Here is a 17763-nt window from a genome sequence, read left to right on the forward strand (position 1 = left end):
CGAGTGCCTCCGACCACCCGGAAATATCTTGACGTCAAGATTGTCATGGGGCAGTCTCCTGCGTGTATCTCGACATCGAGATACATGGCGCGGGGGAACGGAGAACGGGGATGCGGGGCGGCACGAAGACCCGGAAGGCACGGCCGGAGGGGCTGCTGGGGCAGCTGCGGCGACCGCCCGGGGGCAGGGACGCGCGGATCATGCTCCTCGCGCAGTTCCTCGACCGGTCGGGAACGGGCGTTTGGGCAGCCGCCTGCGTCCTCTACTTCACTTTCGTGGCCGGGCTGGACGCCCGCCAGCTGGGGGTCCTGCTCGGCGCCGCCGGAGTGGCCGGCATCGCGGGCTCCCCGCTCGCGGGGCACCTCGCCGGGCGGTTCCCCGTACGGCACCTGCTGATCGCCGCCCACCTCCTGCGCCTGGGCACGCTCCTGGCCCTCCTCGTCGTCACCCGCTACGAGGTGCTGCTGGCGGTCGTGGCCCTCACCAGCCTGGGCGACCGGGCCGCCAAGACGCTGGAGATACTCTTCGCCACCCGCGTGGCGGGCGACCGCCGCGCCACCTACCAGGCGCTCGCCCGCAGCTCGGCCAACGCGGGCTACGCCCTCGGCGCGGGCGTCGCCGCGATCGGGCTCGCCGTCGGCACCCGGCAGGCCTACCAGGCCCTGATCCTGGCCAACGCCCTCTCCTTCCTCGCCGCCGCCGTGCTCGTCCGGCGCACCCGCGAACCGCGTGAACACGGTCGCGCCGCCGCGCGGACCGGCGAGCCCGCGGACCCGCCGCCGGCCCCGACGAGCCCCTGGCGCGACCGCGGCTACCTCCGGTTCGTCCTGCTGGACATCCCGATGAACCTGGACGACTCGATCCTGGCGGTCGGGCTGCCGCTGTGGCTGGTCACCCGCACCGATGCGCCGCACGCCCTCGTCCCGGCCTTCCTCGTGATCAACACCGTGCTCGTCGTGGTGCTCCAGCTGCGCGTGTCGGCCAAGGCCGGGCAACCGCGGCAGGCCGCCGGAGCGGTGGCCCTGTGCGGGCTGACGCTGCTCGGCTGCTGCCTGCTGCTCGCGCTGTCCACCGGCGCCGGGACCTGGGCCGCGTCGGCCGGGCTGCTCCTCGCGGCGGTGCTCGCCACCGGGGCGGAGCTGATGCGTTCGGTGAGCTCATGGGAGCTGGCGGTCTCCCTCGCACCGGCCCGGGCCCGGGCCTCCTACCTGGGCGTGGCGGGGATGTCCCAGTCGGTGCAGAAGTCGGCCGGCCCGCTGCTGCTGACGGGCGCGGTGCTGCCGGCCGGACCGGCGGGCTGGGTGGTGCTGGGCGCGGCGGTCGCGGCGCTGTCCGTCGTCCAGCGCCGTGCCTCCCTGCGGCGGCTGCGGACGATGCAGGGCGCAGCCGCCGTCAGCGTGTCCTGAGCCGCCGCAGTCGCCGGGCCGCGCGCTCGAACAGTGCGCGGCTGCGCCCGCCCGGCGGCGCCGAGGAGACCAGGACCGCGGCGAGCAGCGCGGCCAGGGTCGCCTCGCTCACCACGAGCCCGGCCGTCAGACCCGGAGTGCGGTACGCACAGGCCACCCGGGACGCCCCCGACCCCAGTGGCACGGCGATCAGCCCGCCCAGTGTGCCGGGCGCTCTCGCCGTCGCCCCGTCCACGGAGCACCGCCAGCCCCGCACGGCGGGAACGGCCACGACGACGGTGCCGGTCGACCGCGCCGGGAAGACGGCTTCGATCGTATGGCCGCCGGCCGTCACCCGGCCGGGGGCGGACTCCCGCAAGCGGGCCACCGCCGTGCCGAGTCCGCGCTGGTCCAGGCAGCCCACCGGGAAGCGGGGGACGTCCTGGGCGCGGTCGGCGGTGAGCGTCAGCACCACCTCGCCGCCGGCCGGGACCCGGCCCAGGGGCACCAGCCCGTTGTTCGTCACGGGGAACCCGGCCGACAGCCGTTCGTGGCCGCCCAGCGCGTCGAGGGTGCCGGAGAACCACGGCACGTACGCGACAGCGGAACTCCCCGGCGCGCAACTGACGACGAACGCGGTCCGGGCGCCGCGCGCGAGCCGCCAGTTCCCGTCGGGCCGCGCCGTGGCCGCCGCACCGCCCACCGGACGGGCAGCGGGCACCGTGTACACCCGGGCCCCCAGCACCTGCTCCTGACGGGCGAACACGGTGTCCGCCGCGAGCGGCGGCAGGTCCTTGCGCAGGGTCACCACCGGGGCCGCGTCCGCCGTCCGCCGGGTGAACCCGCCCGCGCCGCCGTGGTCCAGGTAGCTGCCCACGCCCATGACCGCCCGGCCGACCGGGTCCTCGAAGCCGACCGTGTGCCGGCCCCCCATGTACCAGCCCGCCCCCAGCCGCCGCAGGGTCTCGGCGGTACGCGCGGGCAGGTAGCTGCTGTAGTACGCGCCGCCCTGACCGCCCAGCAGGAGCGGGTCGTTGTCGGCGAACTCGTGCGGACCGGGCTCACTGCGCAGGTCCGGCCAGCGGTCCTGGGCCCGTACCGCCCGCCGCGCCGCCAGCGACTGCGCGTCCAGGGTCCGCTTCGGACGCCACCACTCCTCCCGGTCCCGCTGCGCGGTCACCGACAGCACCGTGCAGACCGTGGAGACGAAGACCGCGCCCATCAGCGCCGCCGCCACCGTGACCCGCCCGGCCCGGCCACGGACCCGCGGCAGCAGGACCAGCAGGACCGTCAGCACCGCGCCCCCGGCCAGGGTCAGCAACCAGGTGGCGGCGGTGAAGTACGCACTGGACCCGGCGAGGACGAGCAGCACACCCAGCACCCCGGCCCCCGCCAGCAGCTCCCGGGGACGCGGCCGGGCCGCCAGAGCCAGCCAGGCCACGGCCACCAGCATCCCGGCGAGGGTGAACGAGGCCCGGTAGGGGCCCCCGTTGGGCAGGGCGAGGCCGTGCCACAGGAGGATCGTCGGCGTCCAGACGTAGGACAGCGCCACCAGGACGAGCAGCACGCACCAGGCGGCCCGCTCCCGGCCCGGCACCCGGCGGACGAACGGGTAGGCGAGGACGAGCAGCAGCGGCAGCATCCCCACCGAGACCTGCGGCGCGCTGGTGTGGAAGCCGCCCGGCAGCAGGTGGGCGAGGTAGTCGCGGAGCGCGGGCGGGCCGGGGTAGTGGACCTCCGGGCCGGGCTGCGACGCCCGCGAGGCCGGGAACGTGACCGTCAGCACCGGGGCGACCAGCGCCACCCCGGCCGCCGTCATGGCCGCGGCCCGTAGCAGGACGCCCCGCCGAACGGGCCACGGCCGCCCGTCGAGCAGCAGCCTGACCAGCAGGACCAGCCCCATGCCCAGGGTGGCCATCGCGGCGGTGTAGAAGTTGCCGGCCCACGACACGGCGACGAGCAGCGTGCCCGCCACCCAGCGCCGTCCGTGCAGGCACCAGTCGTACGCGAACCCGGTCAGCGGGAAGGCGACCAGCCCCCACATCCACATCGGGTCGGCGAAACCGTTCGACACCGTCCAGGCGCCGACGCCGTAGCCCACCGCCAGGGCCGCGCGCGGCCAGGCCGGGCCGGGCCGCAACCGGCCGAGCCAGAGCGTCATCAGGGCGGTCGCCAGACCGATGCTCAGCAGGGTGACGAGGAAGACCGGCAGCTCCACCCGGTCGCGGGGGAACAGTGCCACCAGCCACGAGAACGGGTTCATCAGGTACGTGAAGAAGTCGGCGAGGAAGGGCACCCCGTAACCGCTGCCCCAGTTGAACAGGAGATCGCCCTCGGTGCCCCCGCGCATCAGGTCCCACAAATGGGCGTGGAACGGCACGAACTGATTGCCCAGGTCGTTGACGGCCCGGGAGCGGCCGCCGAACGGATACGTCCCGTGCACCGCCATCGCCAGGCAGTACGCGCCCATCGAGACCGCCGCGGAAACCGCAGCGGCCGCGCTCTGCGCCCCCGGCCTGCGCCGTACCCGCTGATGCTGCTCCTGGCCGGTGAGGGAAGGGGTGGTCGTCAGCACCATGCCGTCAGACTCCCAGGTGCCGGGCGGTGCGCGCCCCGACACCCCCGTGGCCGCTCCGCGTCCGCCCGTCTAGCCGGAGCGGACGGGTGAACCGCCGCCCCTTCAAGCCGGCACGGCCGCCGCGCCCACCAGCCGGCGGAACGCCTCGGCGTCCCGGACGGCGGCCCCGCCCGGGTCGTTGTTGAAGTAGGCGAACACGTCCGCCCGCGCCGGCCAGGTGTCCGCGATCCGCCCCGCCCAGGAGCGCAGCGCGCCCGGCCCGTACCGGGGCCACGGCTGTGCACGGCCCTCGTGGAACCGTACGTACCCCCAGTCGGCGGTCCGCCACAGCGGCGTCACCGGCCGCGAGTGCCGGTCCGCCCAGCACAGGGCGGCGCCCCGCCCGGCGAGGACCGACCGGATCTCATCCGTCCACCACGACTCGTGCCGGGGCTCCACCGCCACCCGCACCCCGGCCGGGAAGCAGGCGAGGCAGGCGTCAAGGGTCCGCGCGTCCGCGCGCAGGGTGGGCGGCAGCTGGAGGAGGACGGGCCCCAGCCGGGGCCCGAGGGCGGCGCTGTGCGTCATCAGCCGGCGTACCGGCTCCTCGGGGTCGCGCAGCCGTTTGATGTGGGTCAGGAAGCGGCTGGCCTTGACGGCGATCACGAAACCGTCCGGAGTGCGGGCGCGCCACGCCGCGAAAGTCTCGGGGGCGGGCAGCCGGTAGAAGGCGTTGTTGTTCTCCACCGTGGCGAAGTGCCGTCCGTACTCCTCCAGCCACAGGCGCTGCGGCACGTCCGGCGGATAGAAGGTCCCCGCCCAGTCGCGGTACTGCCAGCCGGACGTCCCGACGAACACGGGCATGGCCACCTCCGCTGACGCGACGGAACCTGTGCGACGGGCGCCTGCCCGGAGCGGCCCCGCCGAAACGGTTCCTCCGGGCGGGGCGGGCGGGTTCCCGGGCGCGTTGGCAGGGCGCGTTGACAGGCGGGTGGCGCCGACGTATCCAGGAGGTGAGGGCCGGCCCGCACGCACCGCCGGCTGTCCGCAACCGTCCTGCGGGACAGGGGGATTCCCGCGCCGACGCGAGTGACCGGCCCGCAGCCGCGAAGGGAGCGGACCATGGCACGGTCGGTCGGCATCGACCTCGGAACCACGAACTCGGTCGTCAGCGTCCTGGAGGGCGGCGAGCCCACCGTCATCCCCAACGCCGAAGGGGCCAGGACCACCCCCTCGGTCGTGGCCTTCGCCAAGGGCGGTGAGGTCCTCGTCGGGGAGATCGCCAAGCGCCAGGCGGTCACCAACGTGGACCGTACGGCCCGCTCGGTCAAGCGGCACATGGGCGACCCGCAGTGGCGCTTCCCGGAACACGGGGACGTGGACGGCAAGCGGTACACGGCGCAGGAGATCTCCGCGCGGGTCCTGCAGAAGCTCAAGCGGGACGCCGAGGCCTACCTCGGCGAGGACGTCACCGACGCGGTGGTCACCGTCCCGGCCTATTTCAACGACACGCAGCGCACCGCCACCAAGGAAGCCGGCGAGATCGCGGGCCTGAGGGTCCTGCGCATCGTCAACGAGCCGACGGCCGCCGCCCTGGCCTACGGACTGGACAAGGCGAACGACCAGACGATCCTCGTCTTCGACCTCGGTGGCGGCACGTTCGACGTGTCCCTGCTGGAGATCGGCGAGGGGATCGTCGAGGTGAAGGCCACCAACGGCGACACGAACCTGGGCGGTGACGACTGGGACCAGCGGATCGTCGACCACCTCGCGAAGCAGTTCCAGAACGGCCACGGCATCGACCTGACCAAGGACAGGATGGCGCTCCAGCGGCTGCGCGAGGCCGCCGAGAAGGCGAAGATCGAGCTGTCCTCCGCCACCGAGACGAACATCAACCTGCCCTACATCACGGCTTCCGCCGAGGGGCCGCTGCACCTGGAGGAGAAGCTCACCCGCACCGGGTTCCAGCAGTTGACCGCGGACCTGCTGGAGCGCTGCAAGACCCCCTTCCACCAGGCCGTCAAGGACGCGAAGATCAAGGTCGGCGACGTGGACGAGGTCATCCTGGTCGGCGGCTCCACCCGGATGCCGGCCGTGACCGACCTGGTCCGGGAACTCACCGGCAAGGACCCGCACAAGGGCGTCAACCCGGACGAGGTCGTCGCCATCGGCGCGAGCCTGCAGGCCGGTGTGCTCAAGGGTGAGGTCAAGGACGTCCTGCTGCTCGACGTGACCCCGCTGTCCCTCGGCATCGAGACCAAGGGCGGCATCATGACCAAGCTGATCGAGCGCAACACGACCATCCCGACCAAGCGGTCGGAGACGTTCACGACGGCCGAGGACAACCAGCCGTCGGTGCAGATCCAGGTCTACCAGGGCGAGCGCGAGATCGCGGCGTACAACAAGAAGCTCGGCATGTTCGAGCTGACCGGTCTGCCGCCGGCCCCGCGCGGGGTCCCGCAGATCGAAGTGACCTTCGACATCGACGCCAACGGCATCATGCACGTCACGGCCAAGGACCTCGGCACGGGCAAGGAACAGCGGATGACCGTCACCGGCGGCTCCTCACTGCCCAAGGACGACATCCGGCGCATGGTGCACGACGCCGAACAGCACGCCGAGGAGGACCGCCGCCGCAAGGAGGCCGCGGAGACCCGCAACCAGGCCGAGCAGCTCGTGTACCAGACGGAGAAGTTCGTCAAGGACAACGAGGACAAGGTCCCCGGTGACGTCAGGACGGAGGTCGAGGCGGCCGTCGCCGAGCTGAAGGAGAAGCTCAAGGCCGAGTCCGCCGAGGGCGGTGACACGGCCGCGATCCGTACCGCCACGGAGAAGGTCGCGGCGGTCAGCCAGAAGCTCGGCCAGGCGATCTACGCCGACGCGCAGGCGGACCGGGCCGCCGGCGGCGCGGCCACCACCGGCGGGGCCGAGGACGGCGCGGCCGACGACGACGTGGTCGACGCCGAGATCGTCGACGACGAGAAGCCCAAGGGAGACACGGCATGAACCACCCGGCCGAGCCCCCGCGCCGGGAACGCCCCGACGCCGCCGCGGTCGTCGTCCTGCGCGACCGGCGCCGGACCGGGCCGCCCGCCCTCACCCCCCGCACCCCGGGCCACCCGGACCGGGCCGGCCTCCCCGACCCGGCGCCCGGCCGCCCGGCCGGGGCCGCGGGAACGCCGGAAGCGGTCCGCGTGCTCGCCGAGCGCACCGCCGACCTGCAACGGCTCAAAGCGGAGTACGACAACTACCGCAAACGGGTGCGGCGCGACCGGCTCGCGGTACGCGAGGCGGCCGTCTCCAACGTGCTCGGCGGGCTGCTGCCGGTGCTCGACGCCGTGGACGCCGCCCGCGCGCACGGCGAAGCCGGTGAAGGTCTCGAAGCCGTCGCCCGTCTGCTGGAATCCCGCCTCGCCGCCCTCGGGCTGGAGGCCTTCGGCGAACCCGGCGACCCCTTCGACCCCCGCGTCCACGAAGCCGTCACCTCCGCCCCCGACCCCGACCGCACCACCCCGGCCTGCGCCCGCGTCCTGCGCCCCGGCTACCGGGTGGGCGGCCGCCTGCTGCGCCCCGCCCAAGTGGCGGTCGCCGGACCGGAGCCCGGCCCCTGACCGACGGGAGCGCCTCAGTGGCCGCGCGGCGCGTACATGATCACGGCCATGCCGGCGAGGCAGACCAAGGCGCCGGTGACGTCGTAGCGGTCGGGCCGGTACGCGTCCGCGACCATGCCCCAGACGAGGGAACCCGCCACGAAGACGCCCCCGTACGCGGCGAGGATCCGGCCGAAGTTCTCGTCGCTCTGGAGAGTGGCGACGACTCCGTACAGCCCGAGGGCCACGAACCCCGCGCCGACCCACAGCCGCCCCCGGTGCTCCCGCAGGCCCTGCCAGACCAGCCAGGCACCGCCGATCTCCAGGAGGGCGGCCACGACGAACAGGGCGATGGAGCGGACTACGTTCACGCGCCGACTGTAACGGGCGGCCGCACCACGGTTTGCGCCACCCGAACGCGGGCACGCGCCAATGACGACACCGACGAGAGACGGCCCCGAGTGGAGGCCCGCAATGTCGACAAGCACGCTCATCGCGATCATCGTTGCCGTAGTGGTACTGATCGCCATCGCGGCCGGGTTCTGGTTCGTCTCGCGCCGACGGCACCTGCGGGAGCGGTTCGGACCCGAGTACGACCGCACGGTCGAGGACGAGGGCGGCCGGCTGGCCGCCGAGCGTGAACTGCGCGCCCGCGAGCAGCGGCACGACAAGCTGGACGTCAAGGAACTGCCCCCCGCGCGCCGGACCCAGTACGCCGAGGAGTGGCAGGGGGTCCAGGAGCACTTCGTGGACCGCCCCGAAGGGGCCGTGGCCGAGGCGGACGACCTGGTGACGCGGCTCATGAGGGAACGCGGCTACCCCACCAACGGGTTCGGCGACCAGGTGCGCGACCTGTCGGTCGAGCACGCGAGCACGTTGGAGCACTACCGCTCCGCCCACGCGGTCAACGCGCGCAGCAGCGGAGGACAGGCGACTACGGAGGAGCTCCGCGGGGCGATGGTGCACTACCGCGCCCTGTTCCAGGAGCTGCTCGGCGACCAAGGAGGCCGTTGACATGCAGGACCGCGACGAGACGGCCGGCCGGCCCGACGAGGGCGGCCTGACCACGGAGAGCCTCGCGCATCCGGGATCCGACGAGCGGAGCACCGCCGTCTACCCCGGGGAGGCGACGGGCGACCGCGATGGAGGCGCAGTCGCCGACGAGCGCGCCCCGGAGGCGACCGGACAAGGCGCAGGCGAAGACGTACGGGAAGGCGTACGGGGAGACGACCGGGCAGGAGCGGACAGGACGGCCGCCGGCACGGGCGCGACGGACGGCGGGACGGACGAACCGCTGCTCGCGCCCACCGAAGCGGAGGAGTTCCGCACGCGGTGGAGCGAGATCCAGGGCCGCTTCGTCGACGACCCGCAGGACGCGGTCAGATCCGCGGACACCCTCGTCGCAGAGGTGATGCAGACGCTGGCCCGCACCTTCGCCTCACACAAGGAGGAATTGGAGGGGCAGTGGAGCAAGGGCGAGGAAGTGGTGACGGAGGACCTGCGGATCGCGCTCCAGCGCTACCGCTCCTTCTTCAACCGCCTCCTCACCACCTGACCGCCTCTGGCGCGGCGCGAAGGTCGGCGGGGCGCCCTCACGGGGTCCGGCCGGACCCCTCGCGCAGCACGTCCGCCAGTGCCGCGGGCAGCCAGCGGCGCGCCCCGTCGGCCGGCTCCCGGGCGGCGCGGGCCCGCTCGCGCCCCCGGCCGCGCCGCACCTCGGCGCGTTCACGCAGCGTCCGGCGCACCTCCAGGATTGGTCGGCCCACCGGCGCGCCGTCGTCGACGGCGTGATCCCGGTCCAGGACGGTGTACAGCAGCTGACGGGGCTGGGGCTGCCACCCCAGCCCCGTCAGCTGCTGCCCGTGCGCTTCGGCGTGCCGGTACACGCGCACCAGGAAGTGCAGGCCGGTCAGGTCCATGAACGGGACGTCCCGCATGTCCAGGACCACCACGCGTACGTCCGACGGCAGCCCCGCCACCAGCCGGGCGAGCTCCGGCTCCGCCCGGTGGTCGATCGCGCCGTGAGGGGTCACCAGCAGGGTGTTCCCCTGCCGCCCGATCCCGATCCCGAACGCGTACGGCACCCTTCCATCATCGAGCCTGGGCGACCGTTTTGACCCCTTGGCCTCGGGGCCCCGGGCGGCGGCCCGCACCCCTGGTCAGGGCGCGCCGCGGGTGGGACCCTGAAGGGGACCGATCAGCCTGGTTCCGTCGATTCGAGGCTACGGGGACCCGCTGGAACGCGGGCCGTACACGGGCGCGTGTGCACGCGCCGTCGCGGCTTTGGACGCTGGACCGCACCCGGCAGCCGCCGGTGCCGGTAACCAGCGCCTGCTGCGGCTCTGGGCTGCTACCCGACTCTGTCCGGGGAGCGCGCGATGCCCGCCATGTGGAAGCCCATGCGGATCCAGGTCCGGGTCCACGGCAGGACCGCATTCCTGACCTGCTGCGGAGCGGGCGCCGACGGACCGCAGGCCGAGGCCGCGTTCGACGCCGCCCTCCGGGAGCTGCCCGCGGACCTGGAGGCGATCGTGCTGGACATCGAGTACGGGCCGAGCTCCAGCGGCGCGGGTGCGGGGCTGCTCCGGCTGGCGGGGGCGTACGGGTCCGAGCACGCCGTCCCGGTGGCCGTCATCGCCGAGCGGGTCGGCGTCCTCCCGGCCCTGCCGCACCTCACCCCGACGCTCGGGCCGCCCCGGCCCGGCTCCGACGAGGCCCTGACGTTGCTGCGGCACGCGGTGTACGTCCGCGCCCTCGAACAGCGTGCGCACGGCATCCGCAGCGCCCGCCGCGGCACCCACCCCTGCGACTGAGGGGCAGGACGCCCCCGGGCGCTGCCGCGCCGGAGCCGGGCCGTCTTCTCCCTGCCGCTGGTAGCAGCGCCGTCCCGATCGGGACGGCGCTGCTACCACGGCCCGCCCGGCGCCCTCAGCCCCCGCCATCTCGCCCTGGCCCTGCCCGCGGCCGAGTCGATCACCGTCGCGCTGCTCGCCCTCCATGAGGAGCGGCCCGGGGCGCGCCGCCCGGCCGCCGGCCGGCTGGTGGCGGCCGAGACGGACCACGGGGAGGTCCGCCAGGCGACCGGAATGCTGATGGTCCGGCTGGACGCGGACCCCCACCGGGCGCTGGCCCGGCTCAGGGCCCACGCCTTCTCCCACGGGCAGAACGAGCCCGCCCGTGACGTGATCGCGGGAAGGACCGTGTTCCGACGACCAGCCGTCGGCAGCCGGGCCGGCGAGGCCCGGGCCGTGGGCGGGTATGGGCCTCATGGGGAGGGGCACACGGAGTGGGGGAGCGACGATCCTACGGAGAGAGGCGGGTGGGATGGTGTGACGGCCGGGGAGCATGCGCAGCGCCGGACGCAACGGCCGGTGCCGTCCGACGCGGCTGAAGCACGCTCCGTCGTGGCGGATCTCCTGGACGCCGCTCCGGACCGGGCCGGATTTCCGGTGAGAGGCACCGCCCGGGCCGACATCCTCCTCGTGACCTCCGAACTGGTCACCAACGCGTTCCGCCACGGCGGCGGCCTCACCGGATTCGCCGCCGGACTCGGCCGGGGAACCGTGACGCTGACCGTCAGCGACGCCAGTGACGACGTCCCGCGCACCGCGTCGACCCACCACGCCATGTCGGAGGGCGGCTTCGGCTGGCAGCTGGTCTGCCTGCTGGCCGACCAGGTGGCCGTCACCCTGCTCCCGGACGGCGGCAAGAGCATCCGGGTCCGGCTCCCGCTGGTCTCCTGAGCGGACGCGGCTGGACCTTTCCGGACACCCCCTAGCGGCCCCGGCCGGTGCGCCGGGTCCGGGCGAGGGCCGCGGCCCCCGCCCCGCACAGCGCCGCCGCCGCGAGGGCGCCCCGGTGGCGGGTGGCCCACCACTGGAAGCTGCGCGGCCGCGCGGACGCGTCGAAGCGGCCGTGTGCCCCGAAGTCCCGCCGGGTGTCGGCCGGTTGCCACAGGTTCGCCGGCTCATCGTGCCCCTGCGGCGCGTCGCCCTGCTGGGAGTCGAAGCCGGTCCGGGCCAGGTACCGGTCGAGCAGTCCCGGCACGACCGCGTTGGCCAGCAGCGTCGCCGCGGTACTGGCCCCGACCCAGTACTCCCGCCGCGCCGGGTGGTCCGCGGCGTACAGGAGGGCCCGGGCGGCCAGCTCCGGCTGGTAGATCGGCGCCACGGGCCGGGCGCGCCCCGGCAGCCGCGAGAGCAGCCAGTCGAACTGCGGGGTGTTCAGGGCGGGGAGCTGCACCATCGTGGTGCGGACACCGGTACCCGAGGCGAGCAGTTCGCAGCGCAGCGCTTCGTGCCAGCCCTGGATGGCGTGTTTGGCGCCGCAGTACGCGCTCTGCAGCGGAATGCCGCGGTAGGCGAGCGCGGAGCCGGCGTGGACCAGCGTGCCGCGGTCGCGCGGGAGCATCCGGCGCAGGGCCGCGTGGGCCCCGTACACGTACCCGAGGTAGGTGACCTCCGTGGCGCGGCGGAACTCGTCCGGGCTGATCTCGGTGAACGGCGCGAACACCGACGAGAAGGCGATGTTGACCCAGACGTCGAGGGGGCCGAACGTGTCCTCGGCCCGCTGGGCGGCGGCCTCGGCCGCCTCCGGGTCGGCCACGTCCGCTTCGATCGCCAGGGCTTTCGCGCCCAGCGCCTCCACGTCCCGCACGGCTCCTTCCAGGCCGGCCCCGCCACGGGCGACCAGCACCAGCCGGTCGCCGCGGGCGGCGAAGGCCCGGGCGACGGCGCGCCCGACGCCGCCGCTGGCGCCGGTGACGACCACGACCCGGCCCGGGGCGGGGGAGGTGCTCACGGCTGCCCTCCTTCCCGCTCCGGCCCGTCGGCGCCGTCGTCCGCGCGGGTCCGCGCCCGGTGGCTGGTGTCGCACCAAGGGAAGATCCGGCTCCGCCGACAGGTGCACAGGGCCACGACAGGGCGCTCGGAGCGGGCCGTGGAACCGTCCCGCCGGGGCCGTTCCACCGGCCCCGCCACCAGCTCGGGGCCGTCCGGCTCGGTGATGTGCCGCACCGGGTCGCCGCTGCCGGCGGGCGTCGGGGCCCCCGGCGCGGCGTACGCCTCGGATCGCTTCGCGTTCATGGGGTCCGCCTTGCCGGTCACGGTCCGTCGAAACCCGTTCGGCCGTGTGCGCCGGTTGTTTCGTCCGTGTCTTGCGACCCGCCCCCGCCCGCGCGGTCCGCCTGCGGTCCGAGCGGCTCCCCGGGCCGCCGCCGCGTCGACTCCTCCTTGCTCCGGCCGCGGGTGCGGCGGTCCGGCTCGGGGGCCTCGCCGACCTGCTCCTCGCGGCCGATCCCGGGCCGCTGGGCCTTGTCCCGCATCCCGCCGCCCGCCTCCGGCCCGCCCGTTCGCCCCGTACCGCTCATCGTCGGCCTCCTCGTCGCAGTCTCCGGGTCCTCGCGGACCCTCCACCCGTGCGCCTACCCCGAACGGACGCGCCCGCACGCCCCGCCCACCCGAGCGGGCAGGAGTGCCGGGCGGCGGAGCGGGTAGGCGCCGCATATGTTCGCTTCCGTGATCGACAGCACCGCCTCGCTACTGGCCCGCGGCTACGCCTGGCTGCCCGGTCTGCAGCAGCGCGCCGGGGAAGAACCGGTCGTCACCCGGCTCATGGGCCGGCGGACGGTCGTCCTGGACGGGCCGGGAGCGGTGGAGTTCTTCTACGACGAACAGCACGTCCGCCGCGAGGGCGCCCTCCCCGGCCCCGTCCTCGACACCCTGTTCGGCCGGGGCGCGGTGCACACGCTCGACGGTGACCGCCATGGCGTCCGCAAGGACATGTTCGTCTCCCTCCTCATGGCCGAGGGCGGCATCACGGCGCTCACCGAACGCTTCGCCGCCCGCTGGCCGCGCGCCGTGGCCGGCTGGCACGGGCGCGAGGTGGTGCTCTTCGACGAAGTCAGCGCCGTCCTCGCCGGAACCGTCTGCGACTGGGTGGGGCTGCCCCTCTCGGAGGGAGCGGCGCGCTCACTGGCCGAGGACTGCGTGGCCACGGTCGACGGCTTCGCCACCGCCGGCCCCCGCCACTGGAAGGCCCGGCGCGCCCGGGCCCGCCAGGAGCGGGCGCTGTGCCGCGTCGTGACGGAACTGCGCGCGGCGGCCGATCCCGTCCGGGCGGACGGACGGCCCCGGTCGGCCCTGGCCGCGGTGGCCTGGCACCGCGACGCCGACGGGCGCCTCCTGGACCCGCGTACCGCGGCCGTGGAACTGCTCAACATCATCCGCCCCACGGTGGCCCTGTCCTGGTTCACGGTCTTCGCCGCGCACGCCCTGCACAGCGCCCCCGTCCACCGGGACCGGCTCCAGGGCGACGACGGGACGTACGCGCGGGCCTTCGCCCACGAGGTCCGCCGCTTCTACCCCTTCGCGCCCTTCGTCGGCGGTCTCGCGGTCCGTGACCTGACGTGGCGGGGCACCGCCGTCCCCGAGGGCAGCCTGATCCTGCTCGACCTGTACGGGCGCAACCACGACCCGGACGTGTGGCCGAAGCCCTGCGACTTCGACCCCTGCCGTTTCGTCGGCCGCGAACCGGTGCCGAACGACCTCGTCGCCCAGGGTGGTGGAGACGCCCGCACCGGGCACCGCTGCCCGGGCGAGGACATCACCGTCAGCCTGCTGACGGCCATCGTCGCCGCCCTCGCCCAGCTGGACTGCGAGGTCCCGGAGCAGGATCTGACGATCCCGCTCCACCGCATGCCCACCCGCCCGCGCAGCGGTTTCATCGTCGCCCACGCGCGCACGGCGGTCCGCGCCGACGGCGTGCCGTCCCGGGGCCCGCGGGCCCCGCACCAGTGAAGCCGGAACCCAACCCCACACGTCGGGAACCGCAAACGACCGAAGGAGTAGCCATGCCCGCCGGATCCAGCCCCAAGCGCGAGCGGCAGTACGAGCACATCAAGGAGAGCGCGGAGGAGCGCGGCGAGAGCACCGAGCGCGCCGAGGAGATCGCCGCCCGCACCGTCAACAAGGAGCGCGCCCGGGCGGGGGAGTCGAAGACGGCGAGCAAGACCTCGCTGGAGGACATGTCCTCGTCCGAGCGCGGCGGCCGGCGTTCCCACAGCGGCGCGCAGGGGCCGACGTACGACCAGCTCTACGAGGAGGCCAAGCGCAAGAACCTGCACGGACGCTCGTCCATGAACAAGGCCGAGCTGAAGGAGAAGCTGGGCAAGTGAGCCCCGGCCATCGTCCGGTCCGCACGGGAGGAACCCCATGAACCGCGCCGCCTTGTTCGATGTCGACGGCACCCTCGCCGACACCAATCACCTGCACGTGACGTCGTGGTGGGAAGCGCTGCGGCAGGCCGGTCACGACGTGCCGATGCACGCCGTGCACCGCGCGATCGGCCTGCCCGGTGAGGACCTGATCGCCCACTTGCTGGGCGACGACCGCGACACGGGTCAGGACGACGCGCTGAAAGCCGCCCACGACACCCTGTACGGAACCTACTTCGACCGGCTGCCCGGCTTCGACTCCGCAGCCGGACTGCTGCGCGCCCTGGACGGGCGCGGCTGGCGGGTGGTGCTGGTCACCTCGGCCGGAAGCACCGAACTGGAGGCGCTGCGGCGGGCGATCGGCGCCGACGAGGCCATCACCGCCACCGCGAGTGCCGACGACGTCAGCGCGGGCAAGCCGGCCCCCGACCCGGTGCACCACGCGCTCGACCTCGCCGACGCGCCCGCCCACGCCTCCGTGTTCGTCGGCGACAGCGTGTGGGACATGCAGGCCGCCACCCGGGCCGAGGTCGCCTGCGTGGGCCTGCTCTGCGGCGGCATCCCGCGCCGCGACCTGGAACAGGCCGGGGCCCGCGCGGTGTACGCGGACCCGGCGGAACTGCTCGCCCGCCTCGATGACAGTCCGTTCGCGGAAGTCCCGCAGGAGCAGCCCTCCGGGGCCGGCTCCCCGGGCCTCTCCGCTGGAAGGGGACCGGCATGACCGCCACACCCCCGGCCGAGTCCGGCGCGGCGGCCGGCCTGCGCGTCGTCGTCGTGGGCGCCACCGGGAACGTCGGCACCAGCGTGGTGCGGGCCCTGACGGACGACCCCGCCGTGGGCTCCGTCCTGGGCCTCGCGCGCCGGCTCCCCGACTGGCGGCCGGACGGCACCGACTGGCGCGCCGTGAACATCGAACCCGGCGGCGCCGACCTCGTCCCGCTCTTCGAGGGCGCCGCCGCGGTGGTCCACCTGGCCTGGAAGTTCCAGCCCACGCACGACCCCGCCGAGACCTGGCGGACCAACGTCCTCGGCAGCATCCGCGTGTTCGAGGCCGTGGCCGCCGCCGGGGTGCCCGCCCTCGTCCACGCCTCGTCGGTCGGCGCGTACTCGCCCGGCCCCAAGGACCGTGCCGTGGACGAGAGCTGGCCCACCCACGGCTGGCCGCAGGCCGCGTACACCCGGGAGAAGTCGTACCTGGAGCGGGTCCTGGACGCCTACGAGAGCGCCCACCCCGACATCCGCGTCGTGCGCATGCGCCCGGGGTTCCTCTTCAAGCGGGAGTCCGCCTCCCAACAGCGCCGCATCTTCGCGGGCCGGCTGCTGCCCGGCCGGCTGGTCCGGCCCGGCCTGATCCCGGTCGTCCCCGACCTGCCGGGCCTGCGCATGCAGGCACTGCACACCGACGACGCGGCGGCGGCCTACGCCGCGGCGGTCACCCGGCCCGTCCGGGGTGCCTTCAACCTCGCCGCCGACCCGCCGCTGGACGCGGCGCGGTTCGCCGAGATCCTCGGGGCCCGGACCGTCCGGATGCCGGCCGCGCCGGTGCGGGCCGCGCTTTCCGCCGCCTGGCGGCTGCGCGCCGTACCCGCGTCCCCCGACCTGTTCGACGCGGTGCTGCGGCTGCCGCTGCTGGACAGCACCCGGGCCCGGGCCGAACTGGGCTGGGAGCCGCGCCACACCTCGGTGGAGGCGGTGCGGGAGTTCCTGGCGGGCCTGCGCGAGGGCGCGGGAATGGACACCGCGCCCCTCGCACCGTGACTCGCCCGGGGCCCTCGCGGCTCACGGCCTCAGCAGGGTCTTGATCATGCCGTCCTCCTTGGCCTGGAACATGGCGTAGGCCCGGGGCGCCTCGTCGAGCGGCATGGTGTGGGTGGCGAAGCCCTCGACGCCCAGCGGGTCGGAGTCCTCCAGCAGCGGCAGGATGTCGTTCACCCAGGCCCGGACGTTCGCCTGGCCCATCCGCAGCTGGATCTGCTTGTCGAACATGGTCAGCAGCGGCATCGGGTCCGCCGCGCCCCCGTACACGCCGGAGACGGAGACGGTGCCGCCGCGGCGGACCAGGTTGATCGCGGTGTGCAGCGCGGTCAGCCGGTCCACTCCGGCCCGTTCCATCAGCGGCCTGGCCACGGCGTCCGGCAGCAGCCCCGTGAAGCGCTGGGCGGCGGAGGCCAGCGGAGCCCCGTGGGCTTCCATGCCGACGGCGTCGATGACGGAGTCCGGGCCGCGGCCGCCGGTCAGATCGCGCACGGCCGCCACCAGGTGCTTGCCCTGCTCCTTGAGGTCCAGCACGTGGACTCCGGAGGCCTTCGCCCGCTCCAGCCGGGCCGGCACCAGGTCCACGCCGATGACCAGCTCCGCACCCCGGTGGAGGGCGATCCGGGCGGCCATCTGGCCGATCGGCCCCAGACCGAGGACGGCGACGCTGCCGCCCGGCGGGACGGCCGCGTACTGCACGGCCTGCCAGGCGGTCGGCAGGACGTCGGACAGGTACACGAAACGCTCGTCCGGCGGCCCCTCGGGCACCTTCACCGGCAGCGTGTCCCCGAACGGCACCCGCACGTACTCCGCCTGCCCGCCGGGCACCTGCCCGTAGAGCTTGGTGTAGCCGAACAGCGAGGCGCCCTTGTCGTACTCCCGGACCTGGGTGGTCTCGCACTGCGAGTGCAGCCCCCGGTCACACATGTAGCAGTCGCCGCAGGAGACGTTGAACGGCACGACCACCCGGTCGCCGCGCCGCAGCGTCGTCACGTCCGGACCCACCTCCTCGACCACGCCCATGGCCTCGTGGCCGAGGATGTCCCCCGGTTCCAGGAACGGCCCGAGGACCCCGTAGAGGTGCAGGTCGGAGCCGCAGATACCGGTGGACGTCACCTTGACGACGATGTCCGTCGGGTCCTTGATCCCGGGGTCCGGGACGGTCTCCACCCGCACGTCCCGCGTCCCCTGCCAGGTCAATGCGCGCATGGTCTTCCCTCCGTCAACGAAGTGGACTGCTCTCTTCCGCGCCTCCCCACCTCA

The 17763-nt window shown here is 74.4% G+C and carries 19 protein-coding genes; 11 read left to right on the forward strand and 8 right to left on the reverse strand.

Features of this window, described 5'->3' with window-relative positions:
- Positions 1 to 110: 110 nt before the first annotated feature.
- Positions 111 to 1406 (forward strand): MFS transporter, encoded by a 1296-nt coding sequence (locus tag ACWGH1_RS28095; protein WP_453409109.1) that lies wholly within the window; start codon positions 111 to 113, stop codon positions 1404 to 1406.
- On the opposite strand, the gene ACWGH1_RS28100 is transcribed toward ACWGH1_RS28095, so the two are convergent.
- Together ACWGH1_RS28100 and ACWGH1_RS28105 are read right to left on the reverse strand one after the other, a co-directional pair.
- Positions 1393 to 3963, reverse strand: coding sequence for a YfhO family protein (locus tag ACWGH1_RS28100; RefSeq protein WP_453409110.1), 2571 nt, complete (start codon positions 3961 to 3963; stop codon positions 1393 to 1395). The genes ACWGH1_RS28095 and ACWGH1_RS28100 overlap by 14 nt on opposite strands.
- Positions 3964 to 4065: 102 nt before the next feature.
- On the reverse strand, positions 4066 to 4806 hold the full coding sequence (locus ACWGH1_RS28105) for a DUF72 domain-containing protein (protein WP_453409111.1): 741 nt from the start codon (positions 4804 to 4806) through the stop codon (positions 4066 to 4068).
- Positions 4807 to 5064: 258 nt separating this feature from the next.
- On the opposite strand from ACWGH1_RS28105, the gene dnaK reads away from it, so the two are divergent.
- Positions 5065 to 6948 carry a molecular chaperone DnaK gene (gene dnaK, locus ACWGH1_RS28110; RefSeq protein ID WP_453409112.1) on the forward strand — a complete coding sequence of 628 codons (1884 nt, stop codon included), beginning with the start codon at positions 5065 to 5067 and terminating at the stop codon, positions 6946 to 6948.
- Positions 6945 to 7553, forward strand: coding sequence for a nucleotide exchange factor GrpE (grpE, locus tag ACWGH1_RS28115; RefSeq protein ID WP_453409113.1), 609 nt, complete (start codon positions 6945 to 6947; stop codon positions 7551 to 7553). The genes dnaK and grpE overlap by 4 nt, the downstream gene beginning before the upstream one ends.
- A 14-nt stretch (positions 7554 to 7567) precedes the next feature.
- Here grpE and ACWGH1_RS28120 read toward each other — a convergent pair whose 3' ends face one another.
- Positions 7568 to 7903: a YnfA family protein gene (locus tag ACWGH1_RS28120; RefSeq protein ID WP_453357496.1), complete on the reverse strand. Its 336-nt coding sequence runs from the start codon at positions 7901 to 7903 to the stop codon at positions 7568 to 7570.
- A 103-nt stretch (positions 7904 to 8006) separates the two neighbouring features.
- Here ACWGH1_RS28120 and ACWGH1_RS28125 point away from each other — a divergent pair, with 103 nt between their 5' ends.
- Together ACWGH1_RS28125 and ACWGH1_RS28130 are read left to right on the forward strand one after the other, a co-directional pair.
- Entirely contained in the window at positions 8007 to 8546 is a 540-nt protein-coding gene (locus ACWGH1_RS28125; protein ID WP_453357497.1) for a hypothetical protein, read from the forward strand.
- Position 8547: 1 nt separating this feature from the next.
- Complete coding sequence (locus ACWGH1_RS28130; RefSeq protein ID WP_453357498.1) at positions 8548 to 9087, forward strand: hypothetical protein; 540 nt, start codon at positions 8548 to 8550, stop codon at positions 9085 to 9087.
- Between the two features lie 37 nt (positions 9088 to 9124).
- Here the strand turns inward: ACWGH1_RS28130 and ACWGH1_RS28135 are convergent, their stop codons facing one another.
- Entirely contained in the window at positions 9125 to 9616 is a 492-nt protein-coding gene (locus ACWGH1_RS28135; RefSeq protein ID WP_453409114.1) for an STAS domain-containing protein, read from the reverse strand.
- A 294-nt stretch (positions 9617 to 9910) separates the two neighbouring features.
- Here ACWGH1_RS28135 and ACWGH1_RS28140 point away from each other — a divergent pair, with 294 nt between their 5' ends.
- Together ACWGH1_RS28140 and ACWGH1_RS28145 are read left to right on the forward strand one after the other, a co-directional pair.
- Positions 9911 to 10345 carry a hypothetical protein gene (locus ACWGH1_RS28140; protein ID WP_453357863.1) on the forward strand — a complete coding sequence of 145 codons (435 nt, stop codon included), beginning with the start codon at positions 9911 to 9913 and terminating at the stop codon, positions 10343 to 10345.
- A 279-nt stretch (positions 10346 to 10624) separates the two neighbouring features.
- On the forward strand, positions 10625 to 11275 hold the full coding sequence (locus tag ACWGH1_RS28145; protein WP_453409122.1) for an ATP-binding protein: 651 nt from the start codon (positions 10625 to 10627) through the stop codon (positions 11273 to 11275).
- 31 nt (positions 11276 to 11306) lie between these two features.
- On the opposite strand, the gene ACWGH1_RS28150 is transcribed toward ACWGH1_RS28145, so the two are convergent.
- From ACWGH1_RS28150 to ACWGH1_RS28160, 3 genes are read right to left on the reverse strand one after another with little or no spacing between them, the layout of a single operon-like run.
- Entirely contained in the window at positions 11307 to 12332 is a 1026-nt protein-coding gene (locus ACWGH1_RS28150) for an SDR family oxidoreductase (protein ID WP_453353794.1), read from the reverse strand.
- Positions 12329 to 12616 (reverse strand): CDGSH iron-sulfur domain-containing protein, encoded by a 288-nt coding sequence (locus ACWGH1_RS28155; protein WP_453353795.1) that lies wholly within the window; start codon positions 12614 to 12616, stop codon positions 12329 to 12331. The genes ACWGH1_RS28150 and ACWGH1_RS28155 overlap by 4 nt, the downstream gene beginning before the upstream one ends.
- 17 nt (positions 12617 to 12633) lie before the next feature.
- Positions 12634 to 12900, reverse strand: coding sequence for a hypothetical protein (locus tag ACWGH1_RS28160; protein WP_453353796.1), 267 nt, complete (start codon positions 12898 to 12900; stop codon positions 12634 to 12636).
- Positions 12901 to 13048: 148 nt separating this feature from the next.
- On the opposite strand from ACWGH1_RS28160, the gene ACWGH1_RS28165 reads away from it, so the two are divergent.
- The 4 genes from ACWGH1_RS28165 to ACWGH1_RS28180 are packed head-to-tail and all read left to right on the forward strand — an operon-like array spanning position 13049 to position 16503.
- Positions 13049 to 14329: a cytochrome P450 gene (locus tag ACWGH1_RS28165; protein ID WP_453353797.1), complete on the forward strand. Its 1281-nt coding sequence runs from the start codon at positions 13049 to 13051 to the stop codon at positions 14327 to 14329.
- Positions 14330 to 14382: 53 nt separating this feature from the next.
- Positions 14383 to 14706 carry a plasmid stabilization protein gene (locus ACWGH1_RS28170; RefSeq protein ID WP_453353798.1) on the forward strand — a complete coding sequence of 108 codons (324 nt, stop codon included), beginning with the start codon at positions 14383 to 14385 and terminating at the stop codon, positions 14704 to 14706.
- Between the two features lie 37 nt (positions 14707 to 14743).
- Entirely contained in the window at positions 14744 to 15466 is a 723-nt protein-coding gene (locus tag ACWGH1_RS28175; protein WP_453353799.1) for an HAD family hydrolase, read from the forward strand.
- Positions 15463 to 16503, forward strand: coding sequence for an NAD-dependent epimerase/dehydratase family protein (locus tag ACWGH1_RS28180; protein ID WP_453353800.1), 1041 nt, complete (start codon positions 15463 to 15465; stop codon positions 16501 to 16503). Before ACWGH1_RS28175 ends, ACWGH1_RS28180 begins: the two co-directional genes overlap by 4 nt.
- A 21-nt stretch (positions 16504 to 16524) precedes the next feature.
- On the opposite strand, the gene ACWGH1_RS28185 is transcribed toward ACWGH1_RS28180, so the two are convergent.
- A complete protein-coding gene (locus tag ACWGH1_RS28185; protein WP_453353801.1) occupies positions 16525 to 17709 on the reverse strand; it encodes a zinc-dependent alcohol dehydrogenase in 1185 nt (394 codons plus the stop codon).
- Positions 17710 to 17763: the final 54 nt, after the last annotated feature.

This window comes from Streptomyces sp. NPDC054883 (assembly GCF_053610645.1).

Bases quoted from the DNA above. Each gene is read 5' to 3' on its own strand.
- ACWGH1_RS28140 (WP_453357863.1), top strand. From the start codon at position 9,911: ATGCCCGCCATGTGGAAGCCCATGCGGATCCAGGTCCGGGTCCACGGC.
- ACWGH1_RS28170 (WP_453353798.1), top strand. From the start codon at position 14,383: ATGCCCGCCGGATCCAGCCCCAAGCGCGAGCGGCAGTACGAGCACATC.
- ACWGH1_RS28175 (WP_453353799.1), top strand. From the start codon at position 14,744: ATGAACCGCGCCGCCTTGTTCGATGTCGACGGCACCCTCGCCGACACC.
- ACWGH1_RS28155 (WP_453353795.1), bottom strand. From the start codon at position 12,616: ATGAACGCGAAGCGATCCGAGGCGTACGCCGCGCCGGGGGCCCCGACG.
- ACWGH1_RS28145 (WP_453409122.1), top strand. From the start codon at position 10,625: ATGGTCCGGCTGGACGCGGACCCCCACCGGGCGCTGGCCCGGCTCAGG.
- ACWGH1_RS28125 (WP_453357497.1), top strand. From the start codon at position 8,007: ATGTCGACAAGCACGCTCATCGCGATCATCGTTGCCGTAGTGGTACTG.
- ACWGH1_RS28105 (WP_453409111.1), bottom strand. From the start codon at position 4,806: ATGCCCGTGTTCGTCGGGACGTCCGGCTGGCAGTACCGCGACTGGGCG.
- ACWGH1_RS28160 (WP_453353796.1), bottom strand. From the start codon at position 12,900: ATGAGCGGTACGGGGCGAACGGGCGGGCCGGAGGCGGGCGGCGGGATG.
- ACWGH1_RS28180 (WP_453353800.1), top strand. From the start codon at position 15,463: ATGACCGCCACACCCCCGGCCGAGTCCGGCGCGGCGGCCGGCCTGCGC.
- ACWGH1_RS28095 (WP_453409109.1), top strand. From the start codon at position 111: ATGCGGGGCGGCACGAAGACCCGGAAGGCACGGCCGGAGGGGCTGCTG.
- dnaK (WP_453409112.1), top strand. From the start codon at position 5,065: ATGGCACGGTCGGTCGGCATCGACCTCGGAACCACGAACTCGGTCGTC.
- ACWGH1_RS28100 (WP_453409110.1), bottom strand. From the start codon at position 3,963: ATGGTGCTGACGACCACCCCTTCCCTCACCGGCCAGGAGCAGCATCAG.
- ACWGH1_RS28185 (WP_453353801.1), bottom strand. From the start codon at position 17,709: ATGCGCGCATTGACCTGGCAGGGGACGCGGGACGTGCGGGTGGAGACC.
- ACWGH1_RS28130 (WP_453357498.1), top strand. From the start codon at position 8,548: ATGCAGGACCGCGACGAGACGGCCGGCCGGCCCGACGAGGGCGGCCTG.
- grpE (WP_453409113.1), top strand. From the start codon at position 6,945: ATGAACCACCCGGCCGAGCCCCCGCGCCGGGAACGCCCCGACGCCGCC.